General features: G+C 64.9%; 14 protein-coding genes. 9 read left to right on the top strand and 5 right to left on the bottom strand.

Annotation, left to right across the window (positions count from 1 at the left end; genetic code table 11):
• Window positions 1–22: 22 nt before the first annotated feature.
• From HDG34_RS18310 to HDG34_RS18300, 3 genes are all read right to left on the bottom strand, one after another.
• The gene (locus HDG34_RS18310; protein WP_184061585.1) at window positions 23–502 is read right to left on the bottom strand and encodes a heme-binding protein; all 480 of its coding nucleotides are present in this window, start codon (window positions 500–502) and stop codon (window positions 23–25) included.
• 56 nt (window positions 503–558) lie between these two features.
• On the bottom strand, window positions 559–2,019 hold the full coding sequence (locus tag HDG34_RS18305; RefSeq protein ID WP_090810261.1) for an aldehyde dehydrogenase family protein: 1,461 nt from the start codon (window positions 2,017–2,019) through the stop codon (window positions 559–561).
• A 105-nt stretch (window positions 2,020–2,124) separates the two neighbouring features.
• A complete protein-coding gene (locus HDG34_RS18300; protein WP_184061584.1) occupies window positions 2,125–2,856 on the bottom strand; it encodes a TenA family transcriptional regulator in 732 nt (243 codons plus the stop codon).
• 326 nt (window positions 2,857–3,182) lie between these two features.
• Here HDG34_RS18300 and HDG34_RS18295 point away from each other — a divergent pair, with 326 nt between their 5' ends.
• Genes HDG34_RS18295 through HDG34_RS18285 form a run of 3 tightly spaced genes read left to right on the top strand, consistent with a single transcriptional unit; the run spans window position 3,183 to window position 4,139 of the window.
• Window positions 3,183–3,491, top strand: a complete 309-nt coding sequence (locus HDG34_RS18295; RefSeq protein WP_184061583.1) for a 2Fe-2S iron-sulfur cluster-binding protein — start codon at window positions 3,183–3,185, stop codon at window positions 3,489–3,491.
• Window positions 3,488–3,808 carry a hypothetical protein gene (locus tag HDG34_RS18290; protein WP_184061582.1) on the top strand — a complete coding sequence of 107 codons (321 nt, stop codon included), beginning with the start codon at window positions 3,488–3,490 and terminating at the stop codon, window positions 3,806–3,808. The genes HDG34_RS18295 and HDG34_RS18290 overlap by 4 nt, the downstream gene beginning before the upstream one ends.
• Window positions 3,809–3,860: 52 nt before the next feature.
• Window positions 3,861–4,139: a 2Fe-2S iron-sulfur cluster-binding protein gene (locus tag HDG34_RS18285; RefSeq protein WP_090807615.1), complete on the top strand. Its 279-nt coding sequence runs from the start codon at window positions 3,861–3,863 to the stop codon at window positions 4,137–4,139.
• A 212-nt stretch (window positions 4,140–4,351) separates the two neighbouring features.
• Here the strand turns inward: HDG34_RS18285 and HDG34_RS18280 are convergent, their stop codons facing one another.
• On the bottom strand, window positions 4,352–5,905 hold the full coding sequence (locus tag HDG34_RS18280; RefSeq protein WP_184061581.1) for a hypothetical protein: 1,554 nt from the start codon (window positions 5,903–5,905) through the stop codon (window positions 4,352–4,354).
• Between the two features lie 299 nt (window positions 5,906–6,204).
• On the opposite strand from HDG34_RS18280, the gene HDG34_RS18275 reads away from it, so the two are divergent.
• From HDG34_RS18275 to HDG34_RS18250, 6 genes are all read left to right on the top strand, one after another.
• Window positions 6,205–6,900 (top strand): GntR family transcriptional regulator, encoded by a 696-nt coding sequence (locus HDG34_RS18275; protein ID WP_184061580.1) that lies wholly within the window; start codon window positions 6,205–6,207, stop codon window positions 6,898–6,900.
• Window positions 6,901–7,070: 170 nt separating this feature from the next.
• Complete coding sequence (locus tag HDG34_RS18270; protein WP_184061579.1) at window positions 7,071–8,555, top strand: amidase; 1,485 nt, start codon at window positions 7,071–7,073, stop codon at window positions 8,553–8,555.
• A gap of 57 nt (window positions 8,556–8,612) precedes the next feature.
• Entirely contained in the window at window positions 8,613–9,947 is a 1,335-nt protein-coding gene (locus tag HDG34_RS18265; protein ID WP_184061676.1) for an MFS transporter, read from the top strand.
• A 108-nt stretch (window positions 9,948–10,055) separates the two neighbouring features.
• Window positions 10,056–10,511 (top strand): MarR family winged helix-turn-helix transcriptional regulator, encoded by a 456-nt coding sequence (locus HDG34_RS18260; RefSeq protein ID WP_184061578.1) that lies wholly within the window; start codon window positions 10,056–10,058, stop codon window positions 10,509–10,511.
• A 60-nt stretch (window positions 10,512–10,571) separates the two neighbouring features.
• Window positions 10,572–11,840, top strand: coding sequence for a M20 family metallopeptidase (locus HDG34_RS18255; RefSeq protein ID WP_090807627.1), 1,269 nt, complete (start codon window positions 10,572–10,574; stop codon window positions 11,838–11,840).
• Complete coding sequence (locus HDG34_RS18250) at window positions 11,837–12,481, top strand: trimeric intracellular cation channel family protein (protein WP_184061577.1); 645 nt, start codon at window positions 11,837–11,839, stop codon at window positions 12,479–12,481. Before HDG34_RS18255 ends, HDG34_RS18250 begins: the two co-directional genes overlap by 4 nt.
• A 15-nt stretch (window positions 12,482–12,496) precedes the next feature.
• On the opposite strand, the gene HDG34_RS18245 is transcribed toward HDG34_RS18250, so the two are convergent.
• Entirely contained in the window at window positions 12,497–13,816 is a 1,320-nt protein-coding gene (locus HDG34_RS18245) for a vWA domain-containing protein (protein ID WP_184061576.1), read from the bottom strand.
• Window positions 13,817–13,825: the final 9 nt, after the last annotated feature.

Raw genomic sequence — 13,825 nt, 5'->3', positions numbered from 1 at the left:
CATGCACAGGCGGCCCGTGGCGTCATTTCTTGATGTCGGCTTCCACGAGCACGCTATGCCCCTGCGCCGCGAGCAGATCGTGCAGCCCCTGCAAAGCGGCGAGGCCGCACTGCGTGTCCTGCTCGCCGTTGCCGCCGCTCAGGCCCACACCACCCACCACCTGGCCATCGACGACAACAGGAAAGCCGCCGACGAATGCCGCAAACTTACCCTCGAAGCTCCATTGAATGCCGAACGCTTCGTTGCCCGGCAACGCGGGACCGTTGGGCCGCTGGGTGAACAGATGCGTCGAGCGCTTGTGGCCGGCTGCCGTGAACGCCTTGTTCCACGCAATCTGCGGCCCAGTGATGCGCGCGCCGTCCATCCGTTCGAGCGCGAGCGGATAGCCGCCCTCGTCGACGATGCAGACCGATTCGAGCACGTCGATCTGCTGCGCCCGGCCGATGGCCGCGCGGATCATTTCGCGCGCTTCGGCCAGTTCCAGGCGAAATATCTGTTTCATTGCAACCCCCTCATTGCTGATTGATTCATTGATTCGGAAAGCTGATCTCGCCGCTCTCAGATGCCGCGATAGACCGTCTTGATCTGCGTATAGAACTCGAGACCGCCACGCCCCGATTCGCGAAACGTCGACGTGCTCGAACGCTTGAGCCCCCCGAACGGCGCGTTGATCGCGTTGCCCGTCGTCGTTCGGTTGATCTTCACGGTGCCCGCCTCGATGTCGTCCGCGAAGCGATGCATGTGGCGTGGATTCGACGTGACGATCGCGGCGCAGAGCCCATACTCGGTGTCGTTCGCCTTCGCGATCGCGTCCTCGTAGCTGGTCACGGTGACGATCGCGATCACCGGCCCAAAGATTTCTTCGCGGCAGATACGCATGTCCTGCGTCACGTCGGTGAAGATCGCCGGCGTGACGTAATAGCCGTGCTCGTAATCGGGACCGCTCAGGCGCTCGCCGCCGTACAGATGCGTGGCCTGTGCCTTGCCGGAGGCCACGTAGTCGAGCACGGTGTCGAGTTGCGTCCGGGTCGCGAGCGGGCCGATGTCCATGCCGGGCGTGAGGCCGCTGCCGATCTTGAGCGTCTTCACTTTAGCGAGCAGTTTCTCGCTGAACGCATCGCGCACGCTCTGCATGACCAGCACGCGGCTCGTGCCGGTGCAGGCCTGGCCCGTCAGCGAGAAGCCACCCTTGATCGTCAGGTCGACGGCGCGGTCGAGATCCGCGTCGTCCATCACGATCAGCGGGTTCTTGCCGCCGAGTTCCATCTGCGTGCGCGTGGTCAGCGGTAGGGAGCGATGAATCTGTTCGCCAGCGGCGGTCGAACCGGTGAACGACACGGCCCTGACGACCGGCGACGCGGTAATGACGGAGCCGATTTCCGACGCGCGTCCCGTGATGAAATTCAGTACACCCGATGGAATGCCCGCCTGCGCGAATGCTTCGGCGAGCCGGTAGCCGATCAGCGGCGCATCCGACGACGGTTTGAAGATCACCGTATTACCGGCGATCAGCGCCGGCGCGATCTTGCGCGCCGGGATCGAGATCGGAAAATTCCACGGTGTAATCACGGCGACGACGCCGAGGGGTTCGCGCTGCGTGTGGACGGTCATGTCGGGATCGTCGCTCGGGAACGTCTCGCCGGCATACGACTGACCTTCCACCGCATAGAAACGCAGCACCTGCGCCGAGCGCAGAATTTCGTCCCTGCTCTGCGCGAGCGGCTTGCCTTCTTCGCGCGTGAGTTCGTTCGCGAATCCGTCCGCATGCTGTTCGAGCCACGCCGCCGCGCGATTGAGAACGGCCGCGCGCTGCGCGACCGGCGTGCGCCGCCACGCGGCGAACGCGCCAGCCGCCGCGGCCAGCGCGGCGCGCGCGTCCTCGGCCGAAGACGCCTGGAAGCGGCCGACGATGTCGCGCGTATCGGCGGGATTCACGTTGTCGAACGTGCCGCCGCTCACGCTGGCGGTCCACTCGCCCGCGATGAGATTCTTGAACTCTGGTGTTGCCGGATTGCTCATGACGGATACCTGTGCTGTTGCCGCAATGGCCGGCGCCATGCCGGCCGGCTGGCTCGCGGCGATGCCAACGGAAGACGGCGCCGCGTTGCGCGCGCCGCCGCGGGTTCAACTCGCGAGTTCGAGTTCGGGCAGCGCCAGGTCCTGCTCGACGTAGTCGTAATAGAGCGCGGTCGTATAAAGCAGACGCATCTGCGCGCCGATCTCGCAGATCTTCAGGCAGCGTTGCTGCAACTCGGGCGTGTCGGCATGTTCGAGCACGATCTGATAGCCGCGCTCGCCATGAATCTCGTCCGACACGATGTGCAGATCGAAGAACTCCACTTCCTCGTCGGTGAACTGGTATTTGTCGCGCAGCGTCGGCGTCTGCTTGCGATAGATCGACGGCACCTGCGATTCCAGACCCACGACGAGCGCCGCGACCGCGACGATCGGGTCCTCGCGCATCGCCACCGAATAACACCATGCCTGCAGGCCTCGCGTGGTCGGCGACATGTTGTCGGGATCTATCACGCGCTCGCGCGTCGTGCCGCACGCTTCGGCGAAACGGATCAGCAGATCGGTATGACGGTCACCGCCGATTTCCTCTTCGTACATGTTGGCGAGCAGAAAGTCCTTAGCCTCGGTGAAGCGGTCCGGCGTGCGCGCATAGATGTAGGCCAGATAGTCGGCGAACGGGCCCACGTAGTGATAGTGGTTCTCGGCCCAGCGCGCGAGATGCGCGCGGCTCAGCTTGCCGCTCGCCCACGCGATGCTGAACGGCGCCTTGTTCGCACTCTTGCCTTTGATGGCGTCCTCGAGCGCGGCGCGGAAGTCATCACGGTTCATCAATTCAGTCATTTCAAGCTCCTGACAGGTAGGGAAAAGGTTGGCGTTGTCGAAAGCCCGAATGCCGTCGGGCACGGAAGAAACAGTTGAGCTAGTGTAGCCTCCGTAATGCATACTGTATACCGCAATGTCTGAAATGCGCGAGCCGTTCTTGGGAAGAGCGCTCCGTCTACGCGCCGCTTCATTGCGGCCTCACCGCGGAAAGCCTAAGAAAACTGGAACTAATGCGCGCCAGCCGGCGCTGTCTTCGGCCCTCGCCGGAATCCGTCCGGCAGTAGACGGTATACTATATCCTTTTTTTCAACTAGACTAGATCCGAGCGAATCACGGAGAGCGTTATGCCAACAGTGGTATTTCACAAAAATGGCGCGACCCATCAGGGCGAGGTCAAGGAGAACACCAACCTCGTCGTGCGCGCCGGCATCAGGCAATTCCCGTTTCCGCATCTGCGCTACGAATGCGGCATGGGCAAGTGCTCGAAGTGCGCGTGTCGCGTGATGTCCGGCGCGCAGTATCTGCCCGAGCCCAACTGGAAGGAAAAAAAACAGCTCGGCGAGCGGCTTGCGCAGGGCTATCGCCTCGCGTGCCAACTATGGATCGAGCACGACATCGAACTCGCGCAGGACGATCTGGAGCAGGCAGCATGAATACGCGCTCCGTCGCGGCCGGCACGCACGTGATTCTGACGAGCAAGCCCGGCCAGTACCGCACCGAGGCGACCGAAGGCATCGTGCCGCTCGCCACCTTCGACTACCTCTACGGCGGTCGGCATATCGCCACGTTCGTCATCGCCGCGCTCATGAAAGAAACGAAGATCAGGGTGATCGACGAAGCCACACCGTCGGCGGTCAATCTCGTTCCCACCAGGTTCCTCGAAAAATTCGCGACGCCTGAAGCCGCGCTCGAGTCGCTGCGGCAGCTCGCGGGCCACGGCAACGGCGCCGCGCGACTGACCCCGCGCTAGTTGCCGCGCCGTTTCATCCCCTCCTCTCCGAATCCAATACGTAAGCCTCCGAATGATCCAGATTACTTTCCTCAGCAACGACAACAAGTCGGTCAGCGCGCCGCCCAACAGCAATCTGCTGCGCGTCTCGCTGCGCGAAAAAGGCGGCATTCCGTTCAAATGCGGCGGCGGCTTGTGCGGCACCTGCAAATGCAAGGTCGAACACGGCATCGAACATACCGATAGCGTGAAGGACAAGGAAAAACGCCATCTGAGCGAAGACGAAATCAAAGCTGGCTATCGGATGGCCTGTCAGACTTTCGTCAATGGCAATGTCAGCGTGTCATGGTGAGTTAGCAACACAACGTAGTGAGTCAAACTGGGACGCCGGCTTCGATGCACTGAAGCCGGCGTTTTTGCTTGTCGTTGCGAGGCGTAAGACGTAGGCCGCAACTCGCGGGCAAAGCGCGCCGACGATCAAACCGCCAAGGCCTTGCGCATCGGCAAACCAACGCGCAAGGCCCGGCAAAAACCGCGCGGACGACACGCGCGTCCCGCCCCCCATCACCAGATCAGAATCGCCACCAACGTCGACACCACCAGGCCGCACACCACCGGCAGCAACAGATTGCGCACCGCCTGCAACACCGGCACACGCGCGAAGCTCGCCACCGCCGCGAGCGCCGACCATGCGGTCAGCGTCTTGCCGGTCCACACCGAACCCATCTGGCCGATCGCCGCGAGGGTCGACACGTCGAAGCCCACCGTGCGGCCGAGCGCGCCCGCCAGCGCGCCGGTCAACGGCAAACCGGCGAAGCCCGAGCCGTCGATGCCCGTCACCATGCCGGCCAGCAGAATGCCGTACGAGACGAAGAACGCGTTGTGCGGAATGTAGACCTCGCCCGCTTTCACGAGATCGGCAAGCAGGCCGGGGGCATGGGTACCGGCGGGCAAGCCGAGGATCGGCGCCGCAGTGCCGGCCACGCCGATGAAGAAGAAGCCCGCAATCGGCAGCACCGAGCTCATCGCGCGAAACGAAAACACGAAGCCCTCGGTGACGTGCTCGGCCGTGCTGCGGCAGATCGCGCGATAGTCGCGCGCAGCGGCTACCGCCACCATCAGCAACGCGGAGACGCCGCCGACGAGCGCCGCGGCCGCTGCACCGCTCGCGCCCTTGAAGCCGGGGATCAGATGCGGCAACACCATGTAAGCGACGATCGCGAGAAAGGCGACGGGGATCACGATCGCGAAGCAGCGGGACCAGCGCTCCTGCCACGGCGTCAACAGGTCGCGCGACGACAACAACGCCCGCGAGCCGCTCGCGCCGCTGACCTGGCCGCCGTCGCCGACCGAAGCATGCTGCGGTTTGCCGCGCCGGATGCGCGCGCGACTCGTGCCGGCCGCGGGCGTGACAACGGCATTCGCCGTGACCTGGGTCGCTTCCCAGCGTTCGAGATGGCGCGCATCGGGCGCCTGGATCTGCTTGCGGATACGCAGATAGGCGATCAGGAACGCGATGCCGCCCGTGATCAGCGACAGCAGCAGCGCCTTGTCGGCAACGTCCGGCATCGCGACCGCGGCCGCTTTCGCGCTGATGCCCGGCGCGACCTTGATCACGTAATCCGACGACAAGGCCGTGCCGAGTCCCGCGATGCCGATGCACAACGCCGCGCCCAGCGGCGGCACGCCCGCGTAAATCGCGGCCGGCAGCAGAATGCCGGCGATCAACGGCACGGCCGGCGTCGGCCAGAAGAACAGCGACAACACGTAGCTCACGAAGCCGAGCACGAAGAAGCCGACGTGCCCGTTGACCATGACCGCGCGAAACGGCTGGACCATGCGCACATCCGCGTTGATCCGTTTCAGCGCGTTGAGCAACGCGGTCATCAGCGAAATCACGAGGAAGATATTGAACAGCTCGCGCGCCGCCGTAAGCGGCGCGAAGAACACCGCTTCGATCGCGGTCGACACCTGGCCGGAAAACGCGTAGACGGTGGCGAAGGTCGCGAGAATCGCGGGCGCGACGACGTTGGCGCGAAACACCAGCGTCGCGATGATAGAGACGACACCACACAGATAAACCCAGTGCGCCGACGTTAGAACGACGTGAGATTCCATTGCTTCTCCTGACTGCGCGGACCTGCGAGCGCGGGTGGATGCGGCGGGTTTGAGATAATCACACGGTATACTATGTACCAACTAAAACCGGATCAACGGCTGTTTGCTTGGCGTTTACCCGCATTCGCCGGAAATCCCGCCTTTCCCGGTAGCCACGAGGAAGCGGGGCGCGTGCTTCAATGCCCCGCCAGACAAGGCCGAGCCGGATATTTCCGTATAAGGTCTACAGTATTCGTGACGTGCACTGAGGTAAAATCGCCTGCATCACACGCCATCAGCAACACAGGTTGGAGATCCTTATGAACACTGAAGCGGACACGACCGCGGCAAGCGGCGCACAGGGGCAATCGAGCGCGCCGATCATGCATCAGCAGCTGTCGCATCTCGTCACCGCGCGGCTGCGCGAAGCAATCGTCTCGGGCACGTACGCGCCCGGCGAGCGGCTGGTCGAAGGACGCATCGCCCAGGAGCTCGACGTCTCGCGCGTGCCGGTACGCGAAGCGCTGCGCGCGCTCGCCTCGGAAGGCCTCGTCGAAGTGCGGCCGCGGCACGGCGCGGTGGTCGCGTCGCTGCAGCCGTCGGCGGCACGCGAAATGATCCAGATCCGCGCGACGCTCGAGGGACTCAACGCCCGGCTCGCCGCCGAACATCGAACGCCCGAACTGGTCGGCCAGATCGAACAGGTGCTCGCTGAAGGCAAGGCAAAAGTCGACGCCGGCGAGACGGCCGGCCTGCTCGAACTCAACGCGCGTTTTCACGACCTGCTCTACGCGGCCGGGGCCAATACGATTCTGAGCGACCTGATGCGCTCGTTGCGCGACCGCACGCGCATGCTGTTCACGAACGCGAGCGATGCGGAAGTCCGCCAGACCTGGGACGAACACGCCGCGATCCTGCGCGCGGTGCAGTCGGGCGATGCGACGCTGTCGGCGCTGCTCGCCGAGCGGCATGTGATGCGCGCCGCCCAGCACTATCTGGCGAACAATGCGCGTTGAAACGGCCTTTGAAACGCGCGGCATAGGAAGCGAGGCGCGGCACACGCCACCGCGCTCGCTTTACGCCACCCGATAATTTCGTCGACTACGCTGCAAGCCACTTGACAGGCTGAATTTGGCGATAGACGGTATACAACATACCGCCCATCAATCGCCCTCTCAGGCCTTTCATGACACCAAGCTCCTCCCCACCCGCCGCCAGTCAGGCGGCGCGCTACCGTTACGCCACTGTCCAGCAGGCCGCGCACGACATGCGCGCCGGCGAGATCGACGCCGTCTCGCTCGTCGCCGCGTGCGAAGCCGCATTCGAGGCCGACAACGGCCTGCTGAACGCGGTCGTCGTATCCGATTTCGACGCCGCCTACGCCACCGCCGAAGCACGCGACGAGGAACGGCGCGGGGGGCGGCTGCGCGGCCCCTTGCACGGCATTCCGTTTACGATCAAGGAATCTTTCGACGTCCGCGGCTGGCCGACGACCCTTGGCGACCCCGCGCATCGCGAGAACATCGCGAGCGCCCATGCGGACGTCGTGCAACGCCTGCTCGACGCGGGCGCGGTGCTGCTCGGCAAGACCAACGTGCCGATCTATCTGCGCGACTGGCAAAGCTATAACGACCTCTACGGCACGACCCGCAATCCGCGCGATCCGTCCCGCACGCCGGGCGGTTCGTCGGGTGGCAGCGCGGCGGCCGTCTGCGCGGGCATGTCATTCTTCGACGTCGGCTCGGATGTCGGCTCGTCGATCCGCAACCCCGCGCATTTCTGCGGCGTCTTCTCGCACAAGACCACGCATGGCATCGTGTCGCTGAAAGGCCATGGCATCGGCGGCGGCATGGCGCAGCCCGACATCAACGTCGCGGGTCCGCTCGCGCGCTCGGCGCGCGACCTCGAACTCGTGCTCGGCGCGATCGCCGGTCCGGCCGGCGAAGCCGCGAGCGCGCTGCGGCTCGCACTGCCACCCTGCGAGCGCACGGACCTGCGTGAATTCCGCTTTGGCGTACTGACCAATCATCCGCTCGCCGACGTCGACGGCCCGGTAGAGGCGTGCCTCACGCGTCTTGGCCGGCAGCTCGAAGACGCCGGTGCGACGGTGGTCTGGGACGCGCGCCCCGCGCTCGACGCCGCGCAACTGATGCGCGCCTACGTGCTGCTGCTGCGCGCGTCGACCTCGCACTATCTCGACGACGACGCCTTCGCCGCCGCGCTCACAGCAAGCGCCGCCGTGCCCGCCGACGCGTCGTCGTACGCCGCCTTGCAATACGCGGGCACCGCGTTGCGTCACCGCGACTGGCTGCTGCTGCAAAAGCAGCGCGACGCGTTTTGCGAAGCATGGCGCGAGCTGTTCGGCACGATCGACGTGCTGCTGTGCCCCGCCGCCGCGACCGCCGCCTTCACGCTCGACGAAACCGGGGCGCCGTGGCAGCGCACGCTCGACGTCAACGGCCGCCCGCAGCCGATGACGACCCAGCTGTTCTGGGCCGGCCACTCGGGTCTGTGCGGCCTGCCATCGACCGTGGCCCGCGCCGGCACGACCGCGGACGGCCTGCCGATCGGCGTGCAGATCGTCGCGCCGCTCTATCACGACCTGCGTTCGCTGCGGGTGGCCGCGCTGCTCGAGCAGGCGGGACTGTCGTTCGTCGCGCCACCGCTATAACACCCACTCGCATTCTCGAGGCGCCAGCCGCCACCTCATCCTCGCCCGGAGTCCTCCATCATGGTCTGGTTCGAATCGCTGTCGAAGAACGAGAAGAAAGCCTTTGCGGGCGCGTTCATGGGTCATGCCGTCGATGTGTACGACTTCATGATCTACTCGTTCCTGATTCCCGTGCTCGCCGCGACCTGGCACATGAACAAGGCCATCGCGGGCAGCATCGTCACCTACACGCTGATCGCGTCGCTCGTCGGTGCGATCGGCGCGGGCCTGCTCGCCGACCGCTTCGGGCGCGTGCGCATTCTGCGCTGGACCATCGTGCTATTCGCGCTCGCGTGCTTCGCGTGCGGCTTCGCCAACTCGCCACTACAGCTCGCGCTGTTTCGCATGCTGCAGGGGCTCGGCTTCGGTGGCGAATCGTCGCTATGCATGGTGCTCGTGACCGAGATCATCAGGAATCCCGCGCATCGCGGCAAATTCTCCGGCTTCGCGGCGAGCAGTTATTCGTTTGGCTGGGCCGCCGCGGCGATCGTCTATAGCGTGCTGTTTTCGTGGCTGCCGGCGGAGTGGGCGTGGCGCGGCTGCTTTTTTATCGGCATCGTGCCGGCGCTGCTGGTTGTGTATCTTCGGCGCGATCTGAAGGAGCCCGAAGCGTTCTCGCACGCGCTCGGAAAACAGCACTCGCCCGCCGCCTTGGAAGGACTACGCCGTGTCTGCGCGCGGCCGCTCGCCGGCAAGACGATCCTGTGCAGTCTGCTGTCGGGCGGCATGCTCGGCAGCTACTATGCGATCGCGACGTGGATGCCGACCTATCTGAAGCTCGAACGCGGCCTGTCGATCTTCGGCACGAGCGCCTATCTCGCGATCATGATCCTCGGCTCGTTCGTGGGCTACGTGCTCGGTGCGTATTCGTCGGACCGCATCGGCCGACGCCTCACGTATATCGTGTTCGCGGCGGGCGCGTTTTCCATGGCGCTCGCCTATATGGCGATTCCCGCGTCGAACGGCGCGATGCTCGTGCTCGGCTTTCTGCTCGGCGTGCTGATGCAGGGAACGTTCTCGGGCATCGCCGCGACGATCTCGGAGAGCTACCCGAACGAAATTCGCGCGACCGGCTACGGCGTGGCCTACAACATGGGGCGCGTCATCGGCTCGCTGTTCCCGCTTGGCGTGGGCTGGCTCAGCACCGGTCATATGGCGCTCGACTCCGCGATTCCGCTGGTCGCGGGCGTCGGTTATCTGTGCGTGATCGTCACCGCGTGGATTCTGCCCGAGACCAACGGCATCAGCCTCGATTCGCTCAGCGGCGAGCAGACCGATTCAAGTGCTTCGATCGAACCGATGGGTGTCGCCGCCCGCGTGGCCCAATCCGGCTCCGGGCGCGACGCTCGCTAACACTTCACCTGTCTCGCACCAGGGCGGCGTCCACGCAAGTATTTGAAAATTTCAACTACTTGCCTATAATGCCTGCACTGCGTATGACGCGGACAGCGGAGCAAATTCTTGTATTCGGACTTCCTGACTTTCAGGCTCGATCTGACCAGCGCGTTGCTGATCAACCGCGCGAACCTGGTCTACCGCGAGCGCTGGGATCTCGACGTGCGTGCGCTGCGCGTGCTGCGCCTCGTCTGCGCGGAGCCCGACATCACGCCCAAATCCGTTTCACAGCGCGCGCTGATCGAAAAAACGCTGCTTTCCAAAGTCCTCGCCGAGCTTGAAACGCGCGGCCTGATCACGCGCAACATGCATGCGTCGGACCGCCGCAGTATCGCGTTGCGTGCCACGGCGCACGGCCTCGAAGTCGCGCAGGCGTCCGAAGCGGTGGGCACCGAACTCGAGGTCGAGCTGGCGAAGGCGCTCAGCGCGAACGAACGCAAAACGCTCGAACGTCTGCTTGGCAAGCTTTCGCACAGCCTGCTCGAAAGCGAGTCCGCAAGCACGCCGCCTGCGCGATCCTGACGGACGGTCCGCATTCCGCCGCCTTCCTTCCCTGGCGTTCATGGCAACAAGGAGCCCTCCATGTCGAAGCTGATCGAAACGATGTCGAGCGCGATCGACGCGCTGCTGCCTGAACTCGAAGCGATCTACAAAGACCTGCACGCGCACCCCGAACTGTCGATGCAGGAGGTGCGCACCGCGGGCATCGTCGCGGACTACGTGGAAAAGCTCGGTTACGAGGTGACGCGCAACGTCGGCGTGACGGGCGTCGTTGCGTTGCTGCGCAACGGCGACGGTCCCACCGTGATGCTGCGCGCCGACATGGACGCGCTGCCGATGGCCGAAGCGACCGGCCTGCCCTATGCGAGCACGGTGAGGGCGAAAGACGAAGACGGGCTCGAAGTCGGCGTCGCGCATTCGTGCGGCCACGACATGCACGTCACATGGCTGCTCGGCGTCGCGCGTCTGATGGCAGGGCATCGCGACGCATGGCGCGGCACGCTGATGGCCGTGTTCCAGCCCGGTGAGGAAGTCGGCCGCGGCGCGCGCAGCATGCTCGACGACGGCATGACCACGCGCTTTCCGAAGCCCGACGTGATTCTCGGCCAGCACGTGATGGTCGGCGCGGCGGGCTCGGTCGGCTATCGCAGCGGCACGATCCTGTCGGCCGGCGACAGCATCAAGATCAAGCTGTTCGGGCGCGGCGCGCACGGCTCGCAGCCGCAGACGTCGATCGATCCCGTGATCATGGCAGCGTCGACGACCTTGCGTCTGCAAACCATCGTGTCGCGCGAAATCGCGCCGAGCGACAGCGCCGTGCTGACCATCGGTTCGCTGCAAGCCGGCACGAAAGAGAACATCATCCCCGACGACGCGACGCTGAAGCTCAACATGCGCACTTACGACGATGACGTGCGCGAGTACATGCTCGGCGCGATCCGCCGCATCTGCTGCGCCGAATGCGTGGCGTCGAACGCGCCGCGCGAGCCAGAATTCACGACACTATCGAGCTACCCGCTGACGATCAACGACGCGGTCACGACCGAGCGTGTGCGCAACGCGTTCGAGGCGCAGTTCGGCGAGCGCGCGTACGAATCGCCGCCGGCCGCCGCAAGCGAAGACTTCAGCGTGTTCGGCCGCGAATGGAACGTGCCGTACTCGTTCTGGTTCGTCGGCGGCACCGAGCCCGAAGTGTTCCGCCAGGCGCTCGCCGCGAAAAAACTCAACGAAATTCCGAGCAATCACTCGCCGAAATTCGCACCTGTGCTCGACCCGACCCTGCGCACGGGCCTCGAAGCCATGCTGTGCGCGGCCGGTGCCTGGCTCGATCAACACGAAACCACTCAGTGAATTCACACGCCGTCTACACCATTCTCGACCTGATCGGCACCTTCGTGTTCGCGATCAGCGGCGCGGTGGCCGCGCGTCAACGACGGCTCGACCTGCTCGGCATCGTCGTGATCGCCTTCATGGTCGCATGCGGCGGCGGCATCGTGCGCGACCTGTGCATCGGCGCGATCCCGCCTGCGGGGCTGTCGAACTGGCGCTATCTGGCGACCGCGCTCGCCGCGTCGGCCGTGACGATTCTCGCGTATCCGCAGGTGCGCCGGCTGCGTCAGCCGGTGCTGTTCTTCGATGCGATCGGGCTCGGTCTGTTCGCGGTGTCGGGCGCGCAGAAAGCGCTCACGTATGGCCACAATGCCGAACTCGCGATTCTGCTCGGCATCGTCAGCGCGGTCGGTGGCGGCGTGATGCGCGACGTCGTGCTCTCGCGCGTACCCGCGATTCTCGAACGCGAGATCTATGCGTCGGCCGCGCTGTTAGGCGCGGCGGTGCAAGTCGGTTTTTCGTACGCGGGCTGGACGGACTGGTGGACGCCGTGGTTCGCGACATCGGCTTGCGTGTTGGCGCGGCTCGCGTCGCTGCGCTATGGCTGGCGGCTGCCGATCTTCCAAGGCAGACGCACGGCCGGGACACGCGACAACTCATAACGAGCCCTTCGCGCTTCAGCTCGCGGTTTGCGGAATCAGCCGCGGCTTGGTCAGGCTGTACGCGATCTGGCTGAACAACGTATTGAGGCTATTGGTGCCGCCTGCCGCATTCGAGCAGGTGTCCGAGTAGAAATACGACGGACCGGACGCGATCGACTGCATCGTATTGCACGCGGTGAGCTTGTCGTTACCGTCGCCGCAGCTCGGCGCCGACGCGGCCTCCCCGCCCAGATACGCGACGGTATAGATCAACGTGCCGGTGCTGGCTTTGATCGTCGACGCCGCATTGATGGCGGCCTGGCACTCGCTTCCATAAGTGCTGCCGTACGTGTTGCCGAGTTGACTCGTCGACGACGACGCAACACCGTCGCTCAACAGAATGATCACGTTCTGTCCAGCCGGACTCTGCGTCGACGACTTCGCGACGAGCGCCGATTGCGCAGCCGTAAGCGCCTGCGCGTAGAACGTGCCGAGACCGCCCGGCGCCGACATGCCGCCGCAACTGCCGCCGCCCAGCGCCTGCACGATACCCGAGCTCGTGCTGACCGAACCGTTGCTGCCGAGATAGCCGGTGTTCAGCGACGAAACCTGGTAAGTCGCGCCCGACGCCGAATAGCTGCCCGCGATGGTCGGCGCCTTGCCGGAGCACGTGAAGTTATAGGTGGACGACGTTTGCGGCGGAAACGCCATCAAGCCGACGTTGTCTCCCGCATTGGTCAAGCCTGTCAGCAGCGTCAACGCGCCCGCCTGAGCGCACGCCAGCCGCGTCTGCGCGACGCCCTTCGAGTTCTTGCAGTTGCTGTCCGTCGTCGTGGCCATCGATTTCGTGGCGTCGAGCACGATCATCACGTTGTAGAGCGCGGGCTCCGCGCCGCCGCCCGCCCCGGCTCGCGAGGTCGCGGAAATGGTCTGCGAACTCTTGCCGAACACGCGCGCGAAATAGAGCGGCACGGTCGCCGTTTGCGTGACCTGGATGCCGTTATAGCCCGAGGTCGCCTGCTTATATGGCAATGTGACGCTCGACAACGTGAGACCGGTGATCGTCGCGCTGGCGGGCACGACGGCGGCAGGCAGCCTGTTGTTGTACCCCGCCGTGAACGCCTGCGCGTCGCTTGCCGCGGTGGTCCACGATTGCGTCCAAAGGTCGACCGCGCCCGACAGCGCCGCGGCATCGGTTGCGCTTTGCAGGCGCCGCTGGCTATACGCCAGGTAGCCGAAGTCGACGCTGATTGCGACAAAGCCCAATAGCGCGACCATCGATACCGCCACGAGAACGGAAACGGCGCCGCGCTGACGCCGACGCGAGCCACCCGAACTACGGTATGTCGTTTTCATGATTTCACG

The organism is Paraburkholderia sp. HC6.4b, assembly GCF_014200875.1.
Classification (GTDB): domain Bacteria; phylum Pseudomonadota; class Gammaproteobacteria; order Burkholderiales; family Burkholderiaceae; genus Paraburkholderia; species Paraburkholderia tuberum.
Note: the sequence above shows the minus strand (reverse complement) of the source record. Positions and strands in the feature narration are given on the sequence as shown.

Coding starts and splice junctions, on each gene's coding strand:
- HDG34_RS18275 (WP_184061580.1), top strand. CDS start 6,205: ATGAACACTGAAGCGGACACGACCGCGGCAAGCGGCGCACAGGGGCAA.
- HDG34_RS18310 (WP_184061585.1), bottom strand. CDS start 502: ATGAAACAGATATTTCGCCTGGAACTGGCCGAAGCGCGCGAAATGATC.
- HDG34_RS18300 (WP_184061584.1), bottom strand. CDS start 2,856: ATGACTGAATTGATGAACCGTGATGACTTCCGCGCCGCGCTCGAGGAC.
- HDG34_RS18245 (WP_184061576.1), bottom strand. CDS start 13,816: ATGAAAACGACATACCGTAGTTCGGGTGGCTCGCGTCGGCGTCAGCGC.
- HDG34_RS18290 (WP_184061582.1), top strand. CDS start 3,488: ATGAATACGCGCTCCGTCGCGGCCGGCACGCACGTGATTCTGACGAGC.
- HDG34_RS18280 (WP_184061581.1), bottom strand. CDS start 5,905: ATGGAATCTCACGTCGTTCTAACGTCGGCGCACTGGGTTTATCTGTGT.
- HDG34_RS18270 (WP_184061579.1), top strand. CDS start 7,071: ATGACACCAAGCTCCTCCCCACCCGCCGCCAGTCAGGCGGCGCGCTAC.
- HDG34_RS18255 (WP_090807627.1), top strand. CDS start 10,572: ATGTCGAAGCTGATCGAAACGATGTCGAGCGCGATCGACGCGCTGCTG.
- HDG34_RS18285 (WP_090807615.1), top strand. CDS start 3,861: ATGATCCAGATTACTTTCCTCAGCAACGACAACAAGTCGGTCAGCGCG.
- HDG34_RS18295 (WP_184061583.1), top strand. CDS start 3,183: ATGCCAACAGTGGTATTTCACAAAAATGGCGCGACCCATCAGGGCGAG.
- HDG34_RS18305 (WP_090810261.1), bottom strand. CDS start 2,019: ATGAGCAATCCGGCAACACCAGAGTTCAAGAATCTCATCGCGGGCGAG.